We start from the raw sequence: 24,658 nt of genomic DNA, 5'->3' as shown, positions 1-24,658 counted from the left end.
AACCAAGGCCCGCTACGTGCGCCTGTACTCCGACGGCAACACCAGCAACGAGATGAACCACTACGTCGAGGTGGAGGTCTTTGGAGAGTACTAGGGCTAAAGCTCCTTCTTTACTACGTTAGTCATTCAAAGCCCCGGAGCTTCAAAGCATCGGGGCTTTTTGCTGGCTCAGCTCATTTCAGATCAGCGCGAGGGCTGGGAGCTCGAGTACTTCAGGTATATTGGATCTTCCGTTCGTCCCAGTCTGCCGAATCTGTGTGATGCAGCTTAAGCCTCCATTCATAAGGTTTTGTAGAAATGGGGAATGCTTCGCGAATCTCTCAGGGAATCCCTGATTTGTGCTATAAAAACTCGCTGAGTGATGGGTGATTACTTACTTAGTGAGCATTAGATTAACCTTTTCTTTACAAGTTGGAGTGAAGTTATCCGTTAATTTTACAGCCTATTAAATTCGTCGCCTTGCAATTTATCCACTCCAATCGAGTGACATGGGTCTAATCTCGTTTCCCAATATCCTTTATCTAAGCAGTAGCCTGCCCACCCGATCTAAATCCGACGACCTTTCGTTCTCTCGTATTTCCAAGAAAGTTATCAGACTCAGTATACACATGAAACAGAAATTTATTGCTCTCCTCGCAGCTTTTGCTGCCCCCTTGGTAGGGAGCCTTTGCCACGCTCAGGCGGATTCGCCTCTTTTCGTCTTTGATTTCAGCGGACCCGGCGTTTCGTCGAAGGTCGATGCAATTGAAGCGATCTCATCATGGTCAAACGGGATAATTGGAGGTGGTGCACTATCCTTCGACGTGCCGAAAAACGGTTCTTCGACAACATCTTTCTCATTTAATTTGGCAGAGGGTTACCAAGTCGACCTGACGGGCGTTTCTTTCAATGCTAGTGAGAATGTGAGCCAAGGCAGTTTCAGCTTCTCTTGGACACTAGGTGGATCATCACCTCTTACTGATACTGACGGTGGTATCTTGGGCACGTCTTCTAGTCTATTCGATTACAATTTCGATACCCCTCTTACAGCCGGCGAGTCTACGGTTTTCAGCCTTACTGGTGTCGCAGGTGGAAAGGACAACAAATTGTCTTTGGACAATGTTACGATCTTCGGAACGGTTTCGGCCGTTCCTGAGCCAGCGGTCCTGGCGGCGGTGATTCCAGCTCTGTTTGCCAGCATGTACTTCGCCCGCAAGCGCAAGAAAGCTGCGGCGGTCTAATTGGTTCTTTCCTCTCTTTGATTAAGACACGCGTTCCTGGGAGCGCGTGTTTTTTGTACCGAGAGGGATGGGGATCTAGTTGGGTCCTGCGGACTAGGTTCTAAGTTCCGAGCCACATTTTTCTCGGCCACAAATTGGCCCAAAGGCTTCCAACCTAAGCACTTCGCTCCTCAGGTCTTGCTTCGCTACGAGGTGTTTACAGAGCCCGGATGCTCAGATTGATTGATCGGAATTGTAATTGTCGGTGTCTAGGTCCGCTGGGTGGAAAAATATTAGCTCACTCCTGAAGCAACCGATTTATCTACTTTGCAGGAGTGCGAGTTCGGCCTCGAAGTATGTATCCCTGTCTTGTTGGGGTAGATCTGAGCCAAGGATCAGCGCCTGAACTAAATCCTCGGTACTGGAATCTGATGGGCCGGTCAGCTTTTTCAGCAAAGCTCGGGCTGTTTGGAGTTCACCTTTTCGCCACTGAGCCAAGGCTAAAAGGGACTGAAAGCTCTTTTCTTGGGGAAAGCGTGATGCCAAGGTTTCTGCTTCGCGGATCGCCTCTTGCCGGTGCAGGTCGAAAACCAAACAATAGTAGGTAAAGGCAGACCGATCCTGAGGTGGGTAGATCGCGAGATTTTTGAAAGAGAGGCTCTTGATGCAACGCTGGAGGGATGCTTCCTCCCGATGGGCGAGAGAAAGCTTGAGCCAGGCTGGGAGGAGCCTGTATCCAAAATCCGACTTTGTTGAAAAACGCTCGTAGAGCTTCAGCAGCGTATCGGTGTATCCAAGTTTCTGGAACTGTAGCGACAGGAAGGGCAAGTCGGCCACTTCTGCAGCATCGATAGCCTGGGCGAGGCTGTTCTTATGCTGTAAGGTTTCGCCGGATTTCAGGTAGGCCAAAGCTCGAAGCAAGGTTTCTTCTGCTACGGTAGTGAGACGCTGGGAGCGGTCCAAGGCACTATAGGCGAAAGCCTCATCCAATTGCTCGGTCTCGATCGCGGCGAAGAGGCGGTTGCGTTGCAGGATTCGATCTTCGCTCGTTTCAGGGATAAGTTCCAAGACCGACTCGTAGGAGCCGATTTCGCAGAGGGCAGTTGTGTAGGTTGCGAGGGTTTCGCTATCCGCTCTTTTGACCTGCGTCATCAGGGATTGGATACGCTCCGCGGCGTTATTTGCACCTAGCCGGTAGGCGTCCAACAAGAAACGAGTCTGGTCGGCCAGGGTGAGCTCGGATCCGGAAAGGAGATGTTCGAGAGCTCGTAGCCGAGGCGCATGAGGAAGCCTCTTTTGTTGGCTGACCCATTCCAGTTCTTTGCGATCGATAGGCGTTGCTCGAGCTAGAATCTCCTCCGCTGCAGCTTGCAGAGCAGACGAAGAACCAACAAAACTCAAGACAGCGAGAGTGAGATCTCGTACATCTACGGAGGTAGGGTGCGCCGCGCGGGCTTCTTCAAGTATGGCTAAGGCGACGGAATAGTCGCTTAGCGACAGGAACGCCTTTGCCTCTCGCAGGGCGAAGGCAGCGGACTGAGAGCCTTCCTTGTATTTCCATGCGGTAAGGTTTTCAAAGACTTGTTTCGTTTCGCCAGCCTGAAAAGCCGCATCCACGGAGCGGGCCCAATCCTCTTCGTTTGCCTCCTCGGACTTAAGCACGAGATCACAGTAGCGGTAGGCTAGGGGATGTCCGAAGTCGACGGACAGCGTGGCAAGGTGGCGTAGTGCCTCCACGTTTCGGGGATTGAGCATGACGGCCGCTTGGGCTCGCTCGAAACCGCGAAGGTAAGCCTCTTCCTCGATCAGTTCCTTTGAGTCGGAGAAAATGTTTTGAGCTCTCCAAACTTTAAAGGACCGGTAGGCAGGTTTTAGGGCGAAGCCGACCGTCAGAATTGACAGGGAAAGCGCTCCCACCCAAAAGCTGCGCTTGTTGAGGAAGTATACGAATTGCTCTTTCATCGTCCTAGGTTCCTTCCTCTTTCATAGTCACCCTGGTTGGGTTACTCAATCGTGGGGCTCCTTCTTCCGTATCCGGTATTACAATATGCTCGATACGGACGGGGCGGTGTTGGCTGAGGAGAACGACCTCCTCAGGCAACAGTTGAGTTTGATCAATCGTCTCGGCAAGGTTGGCCGATTCCTCGTACCTTTCGTTGTGGTTCAGGACGACGTAGCGGATTACCTGTATCGAAGCGTTGTCAGTTGCGGTATCGGGTTGATTCGGTCCTACCAGCTCGAGGGCCTGCTTGCTTCTGCCTGTCTTTACGAGAGCGAGAGCTAGATAATAGCGAGTTGCTGGATCCTCGTCCCGTTGAGTAACCAATTTCCTAAGAGAATCCTTTGCGGTGAGGGTGTCTTGTCCGAGCAACAGTCCTAAATAGGCCGCCTCCCGTTTCAGCTCGTTTACGTTCGGGGCGAGGGCTAGAGCCGCGTGCAGGAGGTCTAAGCAGACTTGAGTATTTCCAGCCTTCCGCTCGATCTGGTAGAAACTCAACAAGGAATTTAGCCTGAACGCTTCCAGTTGGCGTTTTCGGTAAAGGTCACGATAGAGTTGTCCAGCCCACTCGTTCCGTTCGTAGCGGTAGGCGATATCTGCTAGTTTGACGAGGTCTGGATACGGAGAGTCCTTGAGCGAAGCTCGCTCCTGCGCAAGCTGCCATGTCGTCTCTATTTCCTCCGTCTCATCCTGCGAGAGTGCCAGAAGCAATTGAGCCACGGCCAAGTCGTAGGGACCGAGAGTATTAGCCGCATTGATGAGATCTCGGGCTTCCGTCCACTGCTGCGTACGGAGGAGGGCGTCGAAGTAGAGAGAGAACCCCATCTGGCTTGCAGTGGCTTCAGATTTGGATGCTAGGGACTGGATTACGAGCTCCGGATGTCCTTTCCGGGAGAAGAAGCCGGCGATAGCCAAGGGGTCTGTTGAAGCTTTTTCTAGGCAATAGTTGATGATATCCTGCTTTGGCTGCAGCTGCTCGTCCCAAAGGGTTTCTACGGCTGTCAGGTAGGCAGCCAAGGGGAGGTCGGGGGTTTGAAGAATCTGCTCTTGGACTTGAGCTTTCGACTTGGAATCGAGGGAGGGGGTGAAATCCTGTAGGAATCCCGCGAATTCTCGCTTCACGACCGTGTTTAATCCTTCGATACCTGCTGCCATTGCCTCTTTGGACCTGCCCTCAGCTGCGAGCTGGCGGGCTCGGATCCATGCAAACTGGTCAGACTGTGCGCCATCCGGTGATATGCTATCGAGCAGGTCGCGGGCATCTTCAGTGGCTCCAGTCTTCTGGGCGAAGTAGCAGTGTTTGAGTCGGTCCATGTCGTTAGCCTCCGGAAGCAGCAATAACTTCTCCGATAGTCTTAGACTCAAGGCGGAATCGAGTTCGCCTAGGCGAACAATCAAGCTACGCAGGAGTGCAGGATCTTTGAGCCTGTAGTGAAAATCGAAGTATGGGCTTTGCTGTAGTCTCTGTTTCGCCGCTGCGAAATCTTCCGAACCGATAGGGCAAAGTTCGGATCCGATCAGGAGGGCGTTTGCAGGGACGGCGTAGGCTTCTTTGGCTTGTCCCAAGATTCTCAAAGTACTAAGGGCTTGGATACGCTCCATGGGGTCCGTGCTAGTTGCCTGGATCTGGGAGCGCAGCATCAAGGCTCCGGTGTGCAGCGGGTGCTGACGCAGTGTCGTTTGGATATACTTGAGAAGGTTTTCGGTATCGCTCTCAGCCAGAGCAAGCCATGCCCGGGCGCAATTAAGGTCAGGGTCATCCTCGCTCACGAGACCCGAATTTTCGACAATCTGCAGCTGCTGTTCGATTTGCGTTGGATCGCCGCTTGCGATTGCAGCGTCCAGTCCGATCCGGGCGAGTCGATCTTGGTAGAGCGGTTCTACAGTACCTTCTTCCCTAACGCTTTGGATGTAAGCAAGGGCTGCCTCCGGGCTTGTCAGGGAGAGGATCTTCAATTGCTGGTCGTCGTATCGGGTTCGTTTCGCCGCTTGGCGGTTCACCTCACGGAGGAAGGTCCTCGACTCCTCCACCTTTTGTTCAGCCCAAGCGATCTGGGCAGCCTCGAGTTTGCGGTGATTTTGCCACAGGAAAACTTTCCATGAAACCCAGCCGGTTGCTGTCAGTGTCGCCAAAATTAGGATACTGAAATTGCGCCAACCTTTCCGGTTGAGCTCTTGTGACAGCTCGTAGTAGTCGAAAGTGTTTTCTTTTCTTTTCATCGATCCGGAGCTTAAGTCTCGCTCAATCCCTATTGAAGCATCCCTTTTTCAGCGGGTAACAGGCTCTCGGTGGGGAGCTCGAGTGGCACTTTTGTCAGCGCTGCTGCGATAAAACGGCTCCGCGGCCCTAGGTTTTCGAAGGGGACGTCGAGGTTTGCGATGAACTGTTGGGCGACTTGAGGCATGCCTTGGCGATGGTAGGCTAATGCAACTAGGAGCTGGAAGTCAGGATTGCCGCGAAAAGTGGCGGCTAGTTTTTCGGCTTGGTAGCGGGCTTTGTTAGGATCGGTTGCATAGAGCAAACTGTAGTAGATCGCATTGGCTTTCTGTTGTGGATCCAGTAGTTGTTCTACCCACTCCGGATCGTGGTTGATCGCGTAGGCAATTTCAGATTCGGATTGCACCGCGATGGCCAGGTTCAACCAGAAGCTGCGTGCCTGCGTGCCAAAGGTAGGATGCTGGCTGACGCGCTCGTAGAGGTCCAGGAGAGCTCCCACTTCGCCCAACTGCTGAAACTGGTATTCGAGAAAGGATAGGTCCTCGAAATTTGCGGAGCTGATGGCTTGGTCTAGGTTGTTTTGGTACAGTCCTTGATTTCCGCTCTCCTGAAAGGCGAGCGCGCGTAATAGGGTTTCCTCGGCGAGGGTTGTTAGTCGTTTGCCGCGGTGTTGCGAAGTGATGTCGAGGGCGGTCTCGACACCTCCTTCGCGCACTTGAGCCAGTAGCAAGTTTCGCATCAGGATGCGGTGCTCTCCTGCTGTCTCCTCTTCGATGAGTTCTAGGACGTCCGCGTAACGACCGAGCAAGCACAGGGCGCTGGTAAAGCTAGCTAACTGCTCTGTATCGGAAAGGTCGATACTGACCTGTATCTGGTTGATGCGGTCATTGGCTTCTATCCAACCAAGCTTCGCTCCAAGGTTAATGAAGCTGAGCCGTTGTGCTAGCGACAGATCGGCGCCTGACAGGATCTTTTGGATGGCGGCGATTCGCCTTTCTGAATTGATAAGGTTGTTGGTGGCGACCCACCGGAGATCGTCGAAGGAGGCGTTCGCGGGGCGGATCAGGCTTTGGGCGAGAGCATCCCGTTGTTCTTCATTGGAGAGCAAGTTGGCGAGATAGAGATGTAGCTGGTGGATACCTTGGTCATCCGGGTATTTGTCAATTGCTTGATTTGCGAGATCACGGGCTATGTCCAAGTCGCCAGCCAAGGCATAGGCCTGCGCTTGCCTAAGGGCGAAGCTGGAAGGGTCGTCGACGCCCTCGTTTTCCCAGCGCAGCAGGTAGCCGAAGGCGATTGGATAGTCTCCTTTTTGAAACGCTGCATCGACAGCGAAGGCCCAATCGGAGGCCTCCGCCTCCTCGTTATTGATCACGGTCTCCCAAAGGCGATGGGCTTGCGAGTGGTTGAACTTAAGGGCGAGGTCGGCCAAGTGACGAGCGGCGTCGATGTTGCTGCCATTCAACAGGATGGCGGTTCGCGCCTTATAGAAGGCCTGCACGTAAGATTCCTCCTCAACCAGTTGTATCGACTCCTGAAGCAAGGCCTCGGAGCGGAATTTCTTGAAGATTCGGTAGCCTGGCTGAGCGAAAATCATCAGCGAGGTTATGAGGCAAGCGAGCGTTGCGACCAGGTAGGGTCGTGAGTTCAAGAAATTGATGAAACGATCGCGTAGTTGGTTCATGGAAGAAAGAGTGGGCGCTAAGTACCGGATTATTGAGCGGGGAGTGCTGGGGGCTTATTTGTAGCGAAAAGTCTTGTCGCCTTGTTTTAGGAGGAAAAGGTCTCTTACTAGCTTTGTAGCGATGAGGCGGCCTTGCTCGGGATCGTTCACGGGCACTCCGAGAAGAGCGACCTTTCGCTGCAAGCTGCGCTGGCGGCTGAAGACTGACTTAAATTGAGCGAGCCTACTTGCCCCATCCACGCTCTCAGTTTCGCCACGGTGCAGATCATCCCAGAGGCACCAGAAAACCTGGCTCATCTGTCCGTTGGGTAAACGAAAGGAGTAGTGTTGGAAGGGGATTTCCAGAGCTCCGAGGTCGACCCGAAGCGGTTCGAGCCTGCTTTGCATCAGAGCTCCAGATGCAGTCATGCAAATAGTGGGGGAATGGCCGTACGCCATCAGGCTCTTGCTCTTAGACTCACCCGTGAAGCCGTAGTACCAGAGTTCCGCCGGTCGCTCTTGTTCTACCTCTTTTATGGAGAGATGATGTCCGTAGTCGAAGCCAAGTATATCTTCAATCCGAGGATGGATCGGTAGGGTTTCAGTCTGCAGATTTGGAGTGGCGACTCCGTAGAGGTCCACCGTCCAATCGATACGCTTTGAATCCTCGAGCTCGGCTAGGTCACGATACCAAAGCTCGCTTACAAAAAACGGCACCAATGCGAAGACGAGAGCAAGGCTCGCCGGCCCGCGAGCCAGCGAATTCCAGTTTCGAGGGGAACCCTTTGGCTCGCTGGGTGCGGGGTTTTCGGCCACCGGCAACTTGGAGCCGAGATAGAAGAGGCAGATCAATCCGAGTCCGAGAGCGATATAACCGACGGTGTCGTGCCACTGGTCGAATACCTCCTGTCCTCCGTTTACCACCAGCAAAGACAAGGTGATTGAACGCCCTAGATTGAAGAGCAGCGTCAGGCAGATGGCTGCCAAAAGGAGCAGAGAGCGTCCAGAGACCTTTAGTCCCCAGTAGGCTCCGACGAAGAGGGCGATCATGCTCAAGGCCTGCAGTGATTTGATACCGCTACAGGCTTCTTCGACTCCTACCGTAACGCTGCCCATTTGGATGATGTTGCCCATGCGTTCAGCTGGGTGACCGATGATTTGTAATGCTTCTACGGATACGCGAGTCACGAGTTCGGTGAGAGCGTTTATGATATGCTTTTCTACCATACTTGGCCAAGGCACCATGGTGAGGCTGAAGCAGAGCGGGAAGATGGAGGCCCGCCCTGCGGCAAGTCCCCACCGCAAGCGAATCCAAGCCCAAGTAGCAAAAATGAGGGAGCAGGCCCCCGACCAAAGCGGAAGTCGCCAGAAGGGGTTCACTTCGATCAGCACGCGCGAAAATACGAACTCCAGCAGACCGATAGCGATGAAGCTCCAATTCAGTCCCAGAGACGTATTAGGGGCCTTAGGGCGTTCACTCGCTTCTCGAAGCCTAGGGACCAACAGCAATAGAGCGAGGGGAGGCACGACCCAACCGTAGTTGTAGGAGGATTCGGAGGACCAATTGTAGTGGAGAAACCACAACAGCTGTCCCCAAGCCACGGCCATGGCCAAGAGAGTGATCGCATTACCTATCAGACCCTTATTCATTGATCAAACGAAGAGCCACTCCTTGCCGAGCGTAGCTTGCCTGCCAGCTGCTGTTAATATATCATGCCTGTGAATTACGGTCATAGTGGTAGACTAGCGATTCGTGAACGACATCACGTTTACCTCTTTGCCTCTTTGGCATTTTGCAGGTCGATCAGTCGTGCGTCCTCTGCAAATTCTGGGAGTTCGATTTCTTCGATGAGCACGGGTTGATATTCCTCGATAAGGGCAACCTCTTCGGGCAACAGGGCGGCGAGGTCGATATTCTCTCTCAGAATTTCTGCCCGCTCGTTTTCGCCGTTGGCGACTAGGGCCGCGTAGAGTATCGCCCGGTTTGCATTGCTCTTGACGCGGGTTCCACCGCCTTGCTCCAGCAGCGCTAAGGCACGCGCTTTCTGTCCGGTTCGCAAGTAGGCGAAAGCCATAGTCACGGCGATATCCGCTTCTTCGCTGCGGCGGTCGAAAAGGGCACGCGCTTTGTCCTTAGCTGGGAGAAGATCGTTATTGAGTAATATGCTGTAGTAGGCCCATTGACGTTGCAGTTCGACGGAAGCAGGTTCTGCGAAGAGAGCTTGGGCGATGAGGTCCAAGGCCTCGCCGGTCTGTTTTTCAACCAACAGCAGTTGAGCGAAGCGCCTGAGCGAGTCGGGGGACACGGTCAGGGCAGGAGCCAATGATTTGGCCTTTTTGTAGGCTCTGAGTGCCAACCCGAGGCGATCGTACTCGAAACAAAGGTCGCCCAAAGCTGTGAAAGCCGCTGGGCTTCGAAGTTTCTCGGCCAATCCCCACGCTTGGTCCCACGAGCCTTTGATCTCGCTTTCGTTCCCCACTAACAGGGCCAGCATGAGTTCGCCGCTCCGCCGGGTGAAGGGGGTGACGTCGGTGGAATCTTGAAGCAAGGTTCGAGCTTCCGAGTAAGAGCCCTGAAGCACTAGGGCTCGGAATCGGAGCTCGATCGCCTCGCTTGGCTGCGGCGTGGGTAGCCGTTCCAGTGCAGTGAGGGCTTCTTGCGGTCGGTTATGGTCGATAAGGAAACGTGAGGCCAGTAAGGGCCGATCCACTGACCAAGAGAGTGCCTGTTTAGTGAGTAACACTTGCATATCTTCTTGCAAAGGCCAGAGAGCTCGAGCGGCGAAGTCCCACTGGTGGATGGTTAGGTTGTTGTATTCAATAATCAATGAGAGTGCATCCCTTTTGTAGGTGTCAGAGATAGCCAAGTCCTGATCCTGCGCGAAGGCTGCGAGTAGAGGAAGGAAGCGCGTTGCCTGAGCTGTGCGCAGGCCATCGCGACAGCCTTGCAGGGTGACCTCGAGGTTCTCGTTGAACCAAGCTTGACGCGTGTCCAGCCAAAGGCCCAGAGGCTGCTCCTCGCTCTTGCTTCGATAGGTGGCGATGGCCTCTTCAGCCTCTGCGAGTTCCCCAAGTTCTTGGGCGTTAAAAGCGTACTCCGCGACTTCCTCCGCACTGGCAACTTCGAGGTTGCTCAACTGCTTGGCAAAACGATAGCTCAGCTCTGGGCTGCGTCCGCGAATGTGGGAAAGGGAAATGCGGAGAGCGGCGGGGCGAGCGAAAAGGTAGTGGGTTTCCAAATACGGATTGGCTGCTAGGTGCTCGATCTCGGTCTTCCAGTCCGCCTCTACCGTTGGCAGGAGCCCACTGCTGAGTAGGAGCATGCTGGCTCTAATTGAGTCGGAACTGTTCTGCCCAATTATTTCGCGTAAGCTAACCAGAGCTTGGTTCCGATCCCCTCGATCCCCGCTTCGTGTCTGTAGTTCAGATCGTAAAAGTCGTGCTTCTGTATCGTAGGGATTGCGTTCCAGAGCGTCTTGCAGCGTCTCCCAGGCTTTCACAGATTCTCCTTTACTCAGTTCGAGCCAGGCTTGAGCGGTCAGCACTTCAGGGGAATCCTTTGGCAAGGTTTGCCGGTTTTCCACCTCCTGAAGGCTCTGCTCCAGTCCTGTCCAATTTTGAGAGCGGATGGCAGCGAGAAGCAAAGCATTCCAAGCAAACTCCGGCCGCTTGTATTCCAGCCCCTCCTCATTGGCGATGGCGCGCTGGGCATAGGTGAAGGCTGCTACAGGATCTCGCTCCAACAGAAGGGTAAGCCGTATGTTTTTGAAGCGTTCGATATCAACCGCCCACAGGCTGACCGACTCGAGGTGTTCCCAGGCATCCTCTACCTCGGCTCGCTCCCATGATATAGCGGAAGCGGTCAATTGACGCGCCTCGTGCCAGATCAGGAAGCGGTAGCCCAACCAACCGAGACCGATGAACAAGATGATCAACGCGATGCGTAGGTTGCGTTTACCGGAGGGCAGCAGGGGCACGCGTTCGCCGTACCCGTATCCTTGCCCGTATCCATATCCGTATCCGTGCTTGTTCTTTTTGATGAGGGAGTCGGCCATGCTTGCTGATTAGGTTTCGAAAATTGGGTCCCAGCTCCCGGGCGAATGGGGCTTCTAGGTGGTGGGTTACGGTTGCGGATCCAGTTGTGCGTTTTTCTTTCGAACAACTGAGTGTAGTGCTAAAGGGAATACGCCTTCGCTGGAGCGAAGGCCTTCATCGGTATTAGTACGGACAAGATAGCGTGAGGCCGTTTCCTACGTGGATTTGCCTCGGTTGCGCTGGGCGCTGAAATCATTGCGCTCTTACTAGGAGGTCCTACGTTCAATGCGGATTATTTTTGGATCGGTCCAGTCCGCTGGCTCTTTGCTGAGGCAAAGCGATCCAGCTGACGGAATCGAGCGAGCGTTAGGCATTGGCAGGCACTTGCTTGGACCGTTTCTTGCCGTAGTTGCCGTACTTGTAGTAGTCACCGTAGGTGTGGTAATATTCAGGGTAGTACATCTTAGCTTGGAAGAGGCGGACTCCATTGACCAGTACTCCAAAGATCGGAACGTTGGTATCCTGCAGTTTGCGTACTGTTTTTGTGGCGAGGCCGACTCGAGCTCTTGAGAAACCGGATACGAAGATTTGCCCGTCACAGTGCGGCAACAAGCTCATAGCGTCGCCGAATAGGTGTGCCGGTGGAGTATCTATGATGATGCGGTCGTACTTGCCTTTCAGGTGCTCCAGCATGGCCTTGAACTTGGGCGAATTGTAGAGGATGTACGGCTGCTGGTGAGACCTGCCGGCTGGCAGTACGTCACAGCCAAGTTCATCGCTGGTATGTATGAAGCGTTCGACATCCTCGGAGTCTCCTGTGATATAGGGGGCTAATCCGACGTTGGGGAACTTGGCGAAACGGTCCTCCTGGGCTCGCAGGTCGCAATTAAGGAGCAGGCTTTTTTCACCGTATCTTTGAAATGCGGAGGAGAGAGCCCCAGAAAGGTAGGACTTTCCTTCGTTGCTGATAGTGCTGGTGATGAGGATAACCTTAGCATCGGTGGAGTCTGGATCCAGACGCATAGTGGCCACGGTCGTATTCAGAGTCTCCGTATTTTGCGGATCGTTCTCCGTAGCCTTGGTCAGATCTCGGACTGTCTTGGGTTTGCCTTTCATCATGGATAATACTCCAAGAATGGGGAGACCGAACTTTTGCTCGACTTCCATTGGGCTGCGTACGCGGTCGTCAATAAAGATGAGCAGTACCACTAAGCCAGTGGCGCAGACACCGCCGCCCATGATCCCCGCGGCGATCGCGAGCAGAAGCTTGGGGGTGTAGGGCTCAGGAGGAACGGTGGCTCCGTCCACGAGGCGCAGTTTGTTGATGTCGTCGCGGTTTTGAGCCTCCGTTTCTTGGATACGGTTGTAGAGGTACTGGTAAAGATTTTGGTTTACTTCCAGCTCGCGAGCTTTCGAGTCATAGAGGGCATCATTTCGCTGCATGCTAATGATCTCGCTCTTTTTGGCAGTCACTTTTTGCTCTGCCTTCACCAAATCTTGCTCAGACTGGTTCAGTTCGCTGGCGATCAATCGGGCTGCTTCTTCGGATGCTACGGCGAGCTCCGTCTCCGCTGCTTTTAGGGCCTCAGTGGCCTCGATCATGCGGGGATGCTTGTGGCGGTAACGTTCGCTCAATCGGGCGATTTCCACGCGATGGGTGGCGATGGCTGTCAACAAAGCTCCAATGCGGGGCGAAGCAGCGATGAATGACAGGTTGTGTAATTCTGTACCGTTTTCGCGGGCTGATTCTATCATGCCCCATTGGGTCGTAAGTCTATCGCGAGCCTCTTCCTTTTGTGTAGCGTAGGAATTGAGGGAGATCATTTCCTGTTGGTCGATATCGAGGCGTTGGTCGAAGGAGATCGTTTGCAGGTCCTCCTTGAAATCGACCAATTGCTTTTCGATGTTTTCGACTTTGCGGCGTTGGATCTCTGCCTGCTCACGCAAGTCCTGTACTGCTCTCACCACTACCTCGCTACGTACCGAACTGAAGTAAGCCATCATTTCGTCGGCAAAGAGGTTTGCTACGGTGGCGGCAACTTCCGGGTTGGGGTGCACGTACTCGACGGAAACGATCAAGCTCAAGCGAGCGGGTACTATTTTGCGGTTCTCCCAGAGAATTCCCAGAATGGAAAGGTCTTCGCTTTTCTGGTCGATTTCGCGGTAGGGAGCTAGGAAATCCTGCTCCAACTCGTCTTTCACTCGCTCAGCGACTCGCTCCACGATCTCCATGCTGCTGAGAAGGTTGATCTGAGTATTGATGTCCTCGGTATTACCGACCCTTTCCTCAGCCACCTTGTCGAACTGGGTACGCGACTCCTCTTGCCTCAGGATTTGCACGCTAGCATTCGCTTTGTAGAGAGGTGTGGCGCTCATCATCCAATAATAGATGCCACCGGCTACGAGGACGAAGACAGCCACGAACCACCAAATGCGGTCCAGGAAGTCAGCCACATAGCGTTTGATGTCGATCGCTCCCATCAGTCCCGCTGAATGGGATTGCGAAGCACGCCCTTCGTTAGGCGAGTTGAATTTCTTTTCGTCGGTCATTATATGGATTCAGGAAAGAGGGTGTTGAGTGCCGGCTTCTAGGCTCTGGGGACTGGTGATCGACCGAGAGCCAATGATCGAAGATCGGATAGGGTTAGAATAATTTCTCGGGAACGATCACGACATCGTCATTTTGCATCTTGAGGCTGGCGGCAATGCTGCGCCCTTGTCTGCTCGAAAGGTCGATAGTGTTCACTTCGGTGTCTCCGTTCGCATATTTGCGGTGCAGCTCGACCTTTTTTTCGTTTCCACCGGAGGCGATATCTCCCGCGGCGGTGATGACATCGATCAAGGTAAACTCTTCTTCCGGTGGGATAATGACGAATCCTGGTTTGTTCACCTTGCCTCTCACGCGGATACGATTCTGGGCGTATTCAGTGATTTGGATACTGACCTGCGGGTTTACAAAATAGTCGGCATCGTAAAGGGCGAAGAGTTCCCGTTGCAGTTCGGGTAGCGTCTTACCTGCAACTTGAAGCGCGCCGATCAGGGGAAAGTGCACAGATCCCTCAGCAGTGATACGCGTCTCGGTCACCATGTCCGGTTCCTGGAAGATGCGCAGCGATATGACGTCACCCGATTTTAGCTTGTAGTTCTCGCTACCCGATTGGGCAGTGGAGAATGAGGCGAGTCCGAGTGCGGCTGCGACTGCGACGAAACGTAAGAGGGTTTTAAGCGTGTTCATTTTTAAAGAGCTATCGAGATTCCAGATTCTTGGAGCTGGGTAGGTAGATAGGAGGAGTGGAGACGGAATGATACGGGTCCTAAGTCCTACCAGGGTTGGATGGCGTGCACGGGTTGCTCGTGAATTTCCTGGATAACCGGATTAGAATGCTGGCGGTTCTGTGACTTAAAAGCGTAGCGTCAGATTTGGCGTTGGAAGTGTTGAAGACTGAGCGGCGACGTGCGGGACGCAAGGTCTTGGCAGGGTAAGCAGGACTCAGGCCAGCTAGAATCGCCAGCCGGTGGTCCAGTTGAGAAGGGTGCTCGTGTAGTCGAAGCCGACGATGTTGGAATCGTTGTCCTCGTAACTCAGCGAGACACTAGAAAAGAGCTGGGAGTCACTGGGCAAGTAGTTGAGGGCTATGCTCACCCGATCGACGGTGTCTTCTCGGCTAGAGCGATCAAAACTTTCCTTCATTTGGGAGATGCTTGCTTGGGCCAAAAGCTTAGTAGAAACTTTCCAGTCGCTACTAATTTTAATCAGCTGACGCAAGACCGAGTCGTTGAGGCCGGTGGGGTAAGAGTCGCGATCAAGTTCTAGGACGACGCCCGAGTCGTCGGTGGCTTGCCAGCGAGTTTTCAGGTTGATGAAGAGATCGCCATCGGCGGATGAGGTGTTGACCGATCCACTTTGGTCAAGGATGCCGATTTTGAGGTCGGTTGTCACTTTGGTGCTAATTTCTCCCTCCAAGGCGAGGTGCCAAGCGAGATCACTGGGTTGGTCGAAGCTCTCCTGAGATATTGAGCGATAACGGACACCGCCCCCCAGTTCTATCTTCTCCGTCATTTGGTAGACGAAGCGGAGAGGAACGGAAAAATAGTCCCAGTCGGAAAAGTCGAACTGACTGGAGTCGGCAAAGGAGCGCTCGGAGTATCTCAAGCCGCCGATGATGCGGGTCCGCGTTGAATAGCGATAGCTGCCGTTCCAATTGAAGTTGGTTCTGTCACTCTCGGGAGTGACATCAGAGCTTCGGGTGTGGTGTTCCGGCAGGGATACCTCAGCAAATGCAGCGTTTAGGTTCCAGTAACTCTTCTCGCTGCGGAAGGCTGCATTCAGGTCGACGTGAAAGTCCTCGGCGTCGAGGGCTGAAATGGAGTCGAATCGGCGGATCAGGAGTCCTGCGTTGCCGCTCAGTTCGTAGTGACTCTCTTCGTCTCCCAGCTCGAGAATGGCCGTAGGGTCGAGGATGAAAGCGAAGCTGTCTTCCACTGGCAGGATGTCGTCCAGGAAATCGTCACGAAGGTAGGGATTCGAGTAGTAGCTCAGTGACCCGATCGCTTCGAAGCGGAGGGTGGCTTCACCGACTCCAACGCTTTGGGCGGTACTGTACTGGGCGAGCGTCAACGTCGAGGCTGCGGCTGCGGTTGCGAGCAAGTGATTTAGCATTGATTCCCTCATGGTAGATTCTCTAGGCGAGTGGACTTGTGTAAAGCAAGTGTCAAACTAAGTGGATACTGCAAAATGGCGTTCTATCAGGAAAAGCACTAGTGCGGACCCGTGAGTACACTCACTCAGGGGTGGCAATCAGTATGTCCGAAAGCAAGCAGTTCTCTTTTTGAGATTTTGTCTTTTTCGGTTATTTGGTTCCAGTGCCCCTATATAACATGACATCAGATTAGGTGTTCGAATTGTCGATTCCCTCTCTGTTTGAAAGGCCAAATCAAGTCGCGTGCTTTATTCTTTGCTGAGGCTAGAGTCCTATTCGTCTTAACATATAAAACGGAGTAGGCAGCCATCAGTGGGAGCTGAATTGATAGATAGTGGTTTCCCTTAAAAAGGGCTGCTGTTATGCAAAAGGGGCGAAAATTGATTGTGTAGAGACGTTTTACGGGACAGGACTTCTTAAGTAATCTGACGAATCTTGGAACTCTTCCAGGGAGTGCTTTAAAACGATTGTAAAAAAATCGTAAAGCATGACGGCGGTTTACCTTTTCTCAAACGTGTCACTTCCTCTAACAAACTCTTGTCGCTGCGGTTGTAACGAATCGCCAAGCACAAACATATCGGTATCTGCATGGAGCCTTTTGCGCCTGCCCGTTTCCTGGGCAGCTCTATTCCGTTTGTGCTCCTTGTATTTTCGAAACCTGAGCGAGCTTTTCATCACTGCTTTAACCAGCGCTTCGAACGTCCGCTTCCAGTTTCTTCTGAGCGGCGGGAATCAGGGTGAAGAGGGCGGGGTGGGGCGGCCTCCCGCGTCCGAGCGAATGGGGCAAAACGATATGCATAATACACCAACGGGAGCAGGAAATTTCGATTCACTTTATTAGTCTTTATTTATCATGAACGTTAGCACATTTTCTGAATTGCCAAATTGGCGAGCTCTCAAAGTCTACTTTAGCAAGGCTTTTGTTGCTGTATGCTTATTGGCCGTCACTTGCCCCAGCATCGAAGCCGTCGACTTTAGTTCCAGCAGACTTCAGGGACTGACTTTCGCTCCGCAAAGCACGACCTTGGAGTTTGGCCCGGATGGACGGCTGTATGTCGGGTACATGGGCGGCCTGATAAAGATCTATACTGTCGTCAGAAATGGACCGAACGATTACCAAGCGGTGACGAGCGAAACCATCCAATTGGTCCGAGGTATTCCAAACTTCAGTGATAACGGCGTGTATGAACCGGAAACGATCGGACGACAATTGACGGGTATTCTCGTCCGTGGAACCGCGAGCAATCCGATTATATATGTCACTTCGAATGACCCCAGAGAGGGGTCGGGAGCAGGAGGTTTTAATGGGAAAAATTTGGATACGAATTCTGGTGTTGTATCGAAGCTGGAGTTCGATGGCGAAGAGTGGAGTAAGGTGGACCTTGTTCGTGGCCTTCCGCGTTCGCAGGAGAACCATGCTCTGAGTGGCTTGGATATAGACGAAGAGAACAATATTATATACTTTACGGTTGGAGGCAATACCAACGCCGGAGGCCCTTCGATCAACTTTGCTTTCCTCCCAGAGACAGCCTACTCGGGAACCATCGGAACGATCGATCTAACGGCGGTAGAGGCCATGCCCATACAGGTCGACGCCTATGGTCAAAGCTACCATTACAACATGCCGACCTTGGACGATCCTGATCCTACACGTCCACACGAGCTTGACGGTTCAGATGTTAATGACCCATTTGGCGGAAACGATGGCTTGAATCAGGCGAAGATCGAAGCGGATAGTCCTGTTCAGCTTTATGCTACTGGATTTCGGAATCCCTACGACTTGATAATCTCTGACTTTCCCGGAAGAGAAGGAAAGATATATACTTGGGACAATGCAGGAAACCCAGGCTGGGGGGGATATCCTGCAAATGAAGGCCCGAGTGGACTCGCGACCAATGAATATATATTGGGTGAGCCCGGTTTTCTTAATAACCAAGACAATTTCCATTTGGTTAGCCCTGGCTATTACGGAGGCCATCCTAACCCGATTCGAGCGAATCCGGCAGGAGCGGGGTGGGTGCTTTTCGATCCATCGGCACCCTCGGGCGAACAGGCTGAGTTTGTGGCCAGCCCCACGAGCGACTGGCCGCCGGTTCCTGTCGAGATGGCGAATCCAGTGGAAGGCGATTTCCTGCTACAAGGAACCGTAGAGAATCCGGATCTCCTGACGAACAACTCCTCAACTAATGGATTGGACGAGTACCTTGCAGGCAATTTCAATGGCGAGATGGCGGGAGACATTATCGCGGCCGGAATGAAGGGGCATCTTTTGCGAATCAAGTTGAATGAGGATGGCACCGAAGTCGTGAATGGGCGAGAGGAGCTTGCGAGCAACTTTGCTGCGAACCCTTTGGATGTCACTATTCCCAACCTCCTCCAAGCGCCCAGCCTTTACGGAACGATCTGGGTCGCTTGCTATGATGTGGGCACCACCAACATAGTGATCCTTGAACCCGCTGATTTTGATGATCCAGGAAACTCGGTTTGCACGGGATTCGATAGTTTTGAAATCGATGAAGATGGTGATGGCTACTCCAATGGCGATGAAATCGCCAATGGCACCGATCCTTGTTCAGGGGCACAAGTTCCTCCCGACTACGATGGGGATTTTATCTCCGATCTGATGGATGAAGATGACGATAACGATGGGCTTTGGGATACCGAAGACGCCTTCCAAAGGGATCCTCACAATGGAATGTCGACGGCGATTCCAATGTCGCTGAGCCTCTTCAATACTAACACAGGCTTCTTTAGTGTGGGTGTGACGGGGATGATGGTAAATCCAGGTGATGACTACCTTGGACAATACGATCCCTTTAATATCGTTGCAGGAGGCACCGCGGGACTCTTTAGCATATCTCAGGTGGACGCTGGTACCGCCAAAGGGAGCGCCAACAATCAGGTCGATGCCTACATCTTCGGAGTTCCGTCCAGCGATTTAGTCGCTCCTTACCTTATTCGGGTCAGCATAGCAGGGCCTTTCTTCGGGGGCTCCACGAACATAGAGGGGCAGCAGTCGCAGGGCTTCTTCATCGGAACAGGCGACCAAGACAACTACCTGAAGGTGGCCGTTAATGCGAACGATGGGGAAGGTGGGATCGAAATCTTATACGAAGATGGGGGGGGCGTACTGGTCGACTCAATAGAAGCCTTCTCTGGTTTCCTTTCCAATAGCACTATGGATCTATTTATGTATGTAGATCCGGTTTCTGGATACGTTCAGCCCATGGTCCAGCGTGAGAGTGATCCTGAGGCTACCGTGATTGGATCGCCCATCTTTCTCCAAGGAAACGTTCTCGCAGCAGTCAGCGAACCTGGCCCTCTCGCGATCGGCCTGATCGCCACGACGGGCGATCCTGCAACGGCTACCTTCTCTCCGACTTGGGACCTCTTTGAGATCACCGTTCCGGATTTGGGAGCGAGCGCTGAGGTCGTCATCGACCCGGAAGCGGGAAGCATCGTTACGTCCAGTACCTACATTCCCGGCTCCTTCCGCGTGGAAAACACATCCTCCGGTGGTCAAAAAATTGCGAGCGTTAAGTTCGACCTGACCCGTTCCCTCATGCCGAACACCGTGTTCGATTCGGAGGGGACTGCAGGCGACACTGCATTCAAGGCGTTTGATCTCAATTTGGACGACGGCATCGATTCGGTAGTGGCGACTTTTGTAGATTCGCACAATCTAGTGGATGGAGATGATGGATACGACGGATTACTCGTCGAGGCGACGGGCTTCGATGTCGGCGAATCCTTGTGGTTTAGCACAGATGTAGATCCAAACAGCATTAAAGGTGTTATAGATCCAGGACCGAACGATAGCGGCAGTGTCTCAGGTTTGGAGGTCATCGGCACTAAGGTGACGGTGGGTTTCGACGACGGCACGATTTTGAAGACACGAGTCAGCAGAAGAGACCAAAGCAATCGTGGAAGCACTGGGTCTCTCGTATTTGAGCGTCCCGTTCAGCCCTACCTGCAAGTCGTAGGAGCTGAGGCTCCGCTATTGACGGTAGAAGATCCGACCATTCGCGTTGTTGGTCCTGCGGGGACCAGTGTCACGCTCGTGCAGATGGAAGCTGGACTCTATCTTGATGGGGTCGCGGGCGGCGGGTATAATCTGTCCGCATTCGAATCCAACACTGTACTCTCGGTTCAAGAATATACAGGCGTCATCGATGCTAATGGAGAGCTGGATTTTGATGTGACATTGCTGCTGGGCGATGCTGAATCGGGTGGTATCAATCTATTCAGCGCCTATCTGACTGATGAGTCGGGCGTGAAAGGTCCTGCTTCGGATACGCTGGTTGTCGAGGTAGATAAAGCTGCCTTGAATGACGATGAGGAGCCAACCCAGCCTCCAGGATTTCAAGCGAACGGTACTTTGGCGAACAGCTCCCAACTTGTCTGGGCGGCTTCGACAGACAACTTTGAGGTTACTGGATATAATATATATGTCGACGGTGTATTTCTCATCTCGGTGGGCAGTCCCGGCTACGTTCTCACAGGATTAGATCCGTTTACGACTTACTTAGTGGAGGTCACTGCGGTGGACCAAGCAGGTAACGAATCGTCTCGTAGCTCGAAATTGTTGACGACTCAATCTGAGCCGGGAACGACGGAAACGGTTTTGAGGGTGAATGCTGGCGGCGGGGCCTTTACGGACACTGACGAAAATGAATGGTTAGCCGATACCGGTTTCAACGTTGGCAATGTCTACTCTCAGAGCGTGGCGATCGAAGGGACAGCTAACGATGCCCTTTATCAAACCGAGCGCTGGGACCCACCCTCCGCGCCGGAGCTATCCTATGCATTCGCACTGGCTAACGGTGCATATGAAATCAGGATACACCTTGCTGAGATTTCAACCCAGGTCAACAGTGCTGGCCAGCGCGTCTTCGGAATCGCAGTGGAAGGGGAAACCGTAGAGACCGCAATTGATATTTTTGCCGCGACAGGCTCGGCTAGAGCCCTGATCCTTACCTATCCGGCCACTGTCAGCGATGGGCAACTCAATGTGTCTTTTATCCATGGAATCGAGAATCCGAAAGTCAGTGCCATCGAAGTGCTGCGTCCCTTGGAACCCTTCGTTGACGACACACCGCCGGCCGCCCCCGAAACCTTCACCGCGACAGGTCTCGACCACAGCTCGATCGAGCTGACTTGGTCGGCCGCCAGCGACGACGTGGGCGTTGTGTCTTACGCGGTTTCCCGCGACGGGGCGCCCGTTGGCGAAACCTCCTCGCTGACCTACCTCGACGAGGGCCTCGATCCTGAGGCCACCTACGACTACGAGGTGACGGCCCTCGACGCCGCGGGCAACGAGTCTGAGCCCGCTTTGGCGAGCGGCGTCACCTTGGCCGAGCCCGATTTCGAGACGGTGCTGCGCGTAAACGCGGGGGGACCGATCTACACGGACGGAACGGGCGCGGTTTGGTCTGCCGACTTCGGCTTCAATACTGGCAGCGCTTATAGCAACGGCGTAGCCATCGCCGGCACCACGGATGACCCTCTCTACCAGACAGAGCGTTGGGATGCGGGAGCGGCTCCGGAGTTGCAGTACTCCTTCGCCCTCGCGGACGGCGACTACCTAGTGCGTCTGCACTTCGCGGAAATCTACAGCGGCATCGTGGCCTCCGGCCAGCGTGTGTTCGGGATCGTGGTGGAAGGTTCCACCGTCGATGCGAGCTTCGACATATTCGATACCGCCGGCTTTGGCACTGCGCATGTGGTCGAAGTCCCGGCCACGGTCGTTGGCGGATCGCTCGAGATCGGCCTCCTGCACGCGACCGAAAATCCGAAGGTCAATGCCATCGAGGTGCTACGTCCTTTGGATTCATTTGTTGACGACACGCCGCCGTCCCCCCCCGGATCCTTCGCCGCAACAGGTGTCGATCACAGCTCGGTCGAGCTGACTTGGACCGCCGCGAGCGACGACGTAGGCGTGGTTTCCTACGCGGTCTACCGCGACGGTTCGCTCTTGGCAGAAATCTCGAGCCTAGCTTACCTCGACGAAGGACTCGATCCGCAGACCAGCTACAACTACGAAGTGACGGCCTTCGACGCCGCCGGCAACGAATCGGCGCCCGCTCTGGCGAGCGGCTCGACTTTGGCCGCGCCCGATTTCGAATCGATGCTGCGGGTTAACGCTGGCGGGCCGGCCTACACGGACGGTTCGGGCGCGGTCTGGTCGGCTGACTTCGGCTTCAATACAGGTAGCTCTTACAGCAATGGCGTCGCCATCGCCGGCACCACGGACGACGCGCTTTACCAGACAGAGCGCTGGGACGCGGGAGCGGCTCCAGAGTTGCAGTACTCCTTCGCCCTCGCGGACGGCGACTATCTGGTGCGTCTGCACTTTGCGGAAATCTACAACGGCATCGTGGCCTCCGGCCAGCGTGTGTTCGGTATTGTGGTGGAAGGTTCCACCTTCGATGCGTCCTTCGACATATTCGAGGCTGCCGGCTTCGGCACTTCCCATGTGGTCGAAGTCCAGGCTACGGTCGTTGGCGGATCGCTTGAGATTGACTTCTTGCACGTGACGGAGAATCCGAAGGTCAATGCCATCGAGGTGTTGCGGCCCTCGGAGCCATTCGTCGACGACACGCCGCCGGCCGCCCCCGCCACCTTCACCGCGACAGGTCTCGACGAGAGCTCGATCGGGTTGGCTTGGACCGCCGCTAGCGACAACGTGGGCGTGGTCTCCTACGCGGTCTACCGCGAAGGGTCGCTTCTGGTCGAAACCTCGGAGCTAACGTATCTCGACGAAGGACTCGATCCGGAGACTAGCTACGACTACGAGGTGACGGCCTTTGATTCCACCGGCAACGAGTCGGCGCCCGCTTTGGCTAGCAGCGTGACCTTGGCCGGGCCTGACGACACTCCGCCGGCCGTCCCCGGATCCTTCATCGCGACAGGTATTGACCACAATTCGATCGAGCTGACTTGGTCCTCCGCCAGCGACAACGTGGGCGTGTCATCCTACGCGGTTTACCGCGGCGGGTCGCTTCTGGGCGAAACCTCGGGCCTAACGTATCTCGACGAAGGGCTCGATCCGGAGACCAGCTACGACTACGAGGTGACGGCTTTCGACGCGGCCGGCAACGAGTCGGCGCCCGCTCTGGCGAGTGGCGCGACCTTGGCCGAGCCCGATTTCGAGTCGGTGCTGCGGGTCAACGTGGGCGGGCCAGCTTACACGGACGGCTCGGGCGCGGTTTGGTCTGCCGATGTCGGCTTCAACACGGGCGGCACCTTCAGCCGCAATATCGCGATCGCCGGCACCACGGACGACACGCTTTACCAGACCGAACGCTGGGATGGTGGAGCGGCTCCGGAGTTGCACTACTCTTTCGCCCTCCCGAACGGTAGCTACCAAGTTCGCCTGCATTTCGCTGAGATCTTCGCGGGTATCGTATCTCCTGGCCAGCGGGTAATGGGTGTGCAGATCGAAGGGGCGCCGGCCGCTGCTGCGATCGATATATTTGGGGCTGTCGGCTCCGCCGCCGCCTTGGTCTTGGAGTTCCCGGCGACAGTGTCGGACGGCGAGTTGAATATCGTCTTCCTGCATGTCGTGGATAATACGAAGGTCAACGCCATCGAGGTGCTGCGTTCGCTCGAGCCGCTCGTTGACGACACGCCGCCGGACGCTCCCGAAACTTTCACCGCGACCGGTCTCGACGACAGCTCGATCCAGCTGACTTGGTCGGCTGCCAGCGACGAGGTGGGCGTGGTCTCCTACGCGGTCTACCGCGGCGGGTCGCTCGTAAGCGAAACCGCATCGCTGACCTACCTCGACGAAGGACTCGATCCGGAGGCTAGCTACGACTACGAGGTGACGGCCTTCGACGCCGCCGGCAACGAGTCGGCCCCCGCATTGACGAGCGGCACGACCTTGGACGGGCCTGACGACACGCCGCCGGACGCTCCCGAAACTTTCACCGCGACCGGTCTCGATGACAGCTCGATCCAGCTGACTTGGTCGGCTGCCAGCGACGAGGTGGGCGTGGTCTCCTACGCGGTCTACCGCGGCGGGTCGCTCCTGGGCGAAACCGCATCGCTGACCTACCTCGACGAAGGACTCGATCCGGAGACTAGCTACGACTACGAGGTGACGGCCTTCGACGCCGCCGGCAACGAGTCGGCCCCCGCATTGACGAGCGGCGCGACCTTGGCCGCGCCCGACTTCGAGTCGGTGCTGCGGGTCAACGTGGGCGGCCCGGCCTATACGGACGGCTCCGGCTTGGTCTGGTCGGCTGACTTCGGCTTCAAGACGGGCGGCACCTACAGCCGCAATATCGCCATCGCCGGCACTACGGACGACACGCTCTACCAGACCGAGCGTTGGGATGGGGGAGCGGCACCGGAGTTGCAGTACGCGTTCGCCCTTGAGGACGGCAGCTATCTGGTTCGCCTGCACTTCGCTGAAATCTTCGCCGGCATTACATCGTCTGGCCAGCGGGTGATGGGAGTGCAGATCGAAGGGGCTCCGGCCGCTGCTGCGATCGATATCTTCGGAACGGTCGGCGGCGCAGCCGCCTTGGTATTGGAGTTTCCGGTGACGGTGTCGGACGGCGAGTTGAATATCGTTTTACTGCATGTTGTCGACAATACGAAGGTCAACGCCATCGAGGTGCTGAAAGCGTTGTAGGCTTTTTAAAGATTATACACCCGCGCTACCAGATAGAAGTTATGTTCCTACTGTACGTTAACTCCAGCAATGAACCTTCGCTTATATCGATGAGTCGCTAGGCTGGTGCCCGCAGTGGCACATTGATGACCTTTATTTGCACAATATGTAGGTATCGGTATCATTCGAGTGAATACGGACGATTGTTTCAAGTGGACGTTTTT

10 protein-coding genes are annotated in these 24,658 nt (G+C 54.6%); 2 read left to right on the top strand and 8 right to left on the bottom strand.

The annotated features are described in order from the left end of the window. Positions 1-608: 608 nt before the first annotated feature. Positions 609-1,220, top strand: coding sequence for a hypothetical protein (locus QEH53_RS21660; RefSeq protein WP_309025320.1), 612 nt, complete (start codon positions 609-611; stop codon positions 1,218-1,220). Between the two features lie 297 nt (positions 1,221-1,517). On the opposite strand, the gene QEH53_RS21655 is transcribed toward QEH53_RS21660, so the two are convergent. The 8 genes from QEH53_RS21655 to QEH53_RS21620 all read right to left on the bottom strand — a co-directional run bounded on the left by QEH53_RS21655 (position 1,518) and on the right by QEH53_RS21620 (position 15,774). After that, the gene (locus tag QEH53_RS21655) at positions 1,518-3,161 is read right to left on the bottom strand and encodes a hypothetical protein (protein ID WP_309025319.1); all 1,644 of its coding nucleotides are present in this window, start codon (positions 3,159-3,161) and stop codon (positions 1,518-1,520) included. 4 nt (positions 3,162-3,165) lie between these two features. Further along, on the bottom strand, positions 3,166-5,418 hold the full coding sequence (locus QEH53_RS21650; protein ID WP_309025318.1) for a hypothetical protein: 2,253 nt from the start codon (positions 5,416-5,418) through the stop codon (positions 3,166-3,168). 29 nt (positions 5,419-5,447) lie between these two features. Next, on the bottom strand, positions 5,448-7,100 hold the full coding sequence (locus QEH53_RS21645) for a hypothetical protein (RefSeq protein WP_309025317.1): 1,653 nt from the start codon (positions 7,098-7,100) through the stop codon (positions 5,448-5,450). A 54-nt stretch (positions 7,101-7,154) separates the two neighbouring features. Further along, positions 7,155-8,729: an exosortase/archaeosortase family protein gene (locus QEH53_RS21640; RefSeq protein ID WP_309025316.1), complete on the bottom strand. Its 1,575-nt coding sequence runs from the start codon at positions 8,727-8,729 to the stop codon at positions 7,155-7,157. Positions 8,730-8,848: 119 nt separating this feature from the next. Further along, positions 8,849-11,134 carry a hypothetical protein gene (locus tag QEH53_RS21635; RefSeq protein ID WP_309025315.1) on the bottom strand — a complete coding sequence of 762 codons (2,286 nt, stop codon included), beginning with the start codon at positions 11,132-11,134 and terminating at the stop codon, positions 8,849-8,851. Positions 11,135-11,480: 346 nt separating this feature from the next. Continuing rightward, positions 11,481-13,664: a polysaccharide biosynthesis tyrosine autokinase gene (locus tag QEH53_RS21630; protein ID WP_309025314.1), complete on the bottom strand. Its 2,184-nt coding sequence runs from the start codon at positions 13,662-13,664 to the stop codon at positions 11,481-11,483. 94 nt (positions 13,665-13,758) lie between these two features. Continuing rightward, a complete protein-coding gene (locus tag QEH53_RS21625; RefSeq protein WP_309025313.1) occupies positions 13,759-14,349 on the bottom strand; it encodes a polysaccharide biosynthesis/export family protein in 591 nt (196 codons plus the stop codon). Positions 14,350-14,613: 264 nt separating this feature from the next. Next, the gene (locus QEH53_RS21620) at positions 14,614-15,774 is read right to left on the bottom strand and encodes an outer membrane beta-barrel protein (RefSeq protein WP_309025312.1); all 1,161 of its coding nucleotides are present in this window, start codon (positions 15,772-15,774) and stop codon (positions 14,614-14,616) included. 893 nt (positions 15,775-16,667) lie between these two features. Here QEH53_RS21620 and QEH53_RS21615 point away from each other — a divergent pair. Continuing rightward, entirely contained in the window at positions 16,668-24,455 is a 7,788-nt protein-coding gene (locus QEH53_RS21615; protein WP_309025311.1) for a malectin domain-containing carbohydrate-binding protein, read from the top strand. Positions 24,456-24,658 lie beyond the last annotated feature (203 nt).

This window comes from Pelagicoccus sp. SDUM812002, assembly GCF_031127835.1.
Classification (GTDB): domain Bacteria; phylum Verrucomicrobiota; class Verrucomicrobiia; order Opitutales; family Opitutaceae; genus Pelagicoccus.
Note: the sequence above shows the minus strand (reverse complement) of the source record. Positions and strands in the feature narration are given on the sequence as shown.

Coding starts and splice junctions, on each gene's coding strand:
- QEH53_RS21660 (WP_309025320.1), top strand. CDS start 609: ATGAAACAGAAATTTATTGCTCTCCTCGCAGCTTTTGCTGCCCCCTTG.
- QEH53_RS21655 (WP_309025319.1), bottom strand. CDS start 3,161: ATGAAAGAGCAATTCGTATACTTCCTCAACAAGCGCAGCTTTTGGGTG.
- QEH53_RS21650 (WP_309025318.1), bottom strand. CDS start 5,418: ATGAAAAGAAAAGAAAACACTTTCGACTACTACGAGCTGTCACAAGAG.
- QEH53_RS21645 (WP_309025317.1), bottom strand. CDS start 7,100: ATGAACCAACTACGCGATCGTTTCATCAATTTCTTGAACTCACGACCC.
- QEH53_RS21640 (WP_309025316.1), bottom strand. CDS start 8,729: ATGAATAAGGGTCTGATAGGTAATGCGATCACTCTCTTGGCCATGGCC.
- QEH53_RS21635 (WP_309025315.1), bottom strand. CDS start 11,134: ATGGCCGACTCCCTCATCAAAAAGAACAAGCACGGATACGGATATGGA.
- QEH53_RS21630 (WP_309025314.1), bottom strand. CDS start 13,664: ATGACCGACGAAAAGAAATTCAACTCGCCTAACGAAGGGCGTGCTTCG.
- QEH53_RS21625 (WP_309025313.1), bottom strand. CDS start 14,349: ATGAACACGCTTAAAACCCTCTTACGTTTCGTCGCAGTCGCAGCCGCA.
- QEH53_RS21620 (WP_309025312.1), bottom strand. CDS start 15,774: ATGCTAAATCACTTGCTCGCAACCGCAGCCGCAGCCTCGACGTTGACG.
- QEH53_RS21615 (WP_309025311.1), top strand. CDS start 16,668: ATGAACGTTAGCACATTTTCTGAATTGCCAAATTGGCGAGCTCTCAAA.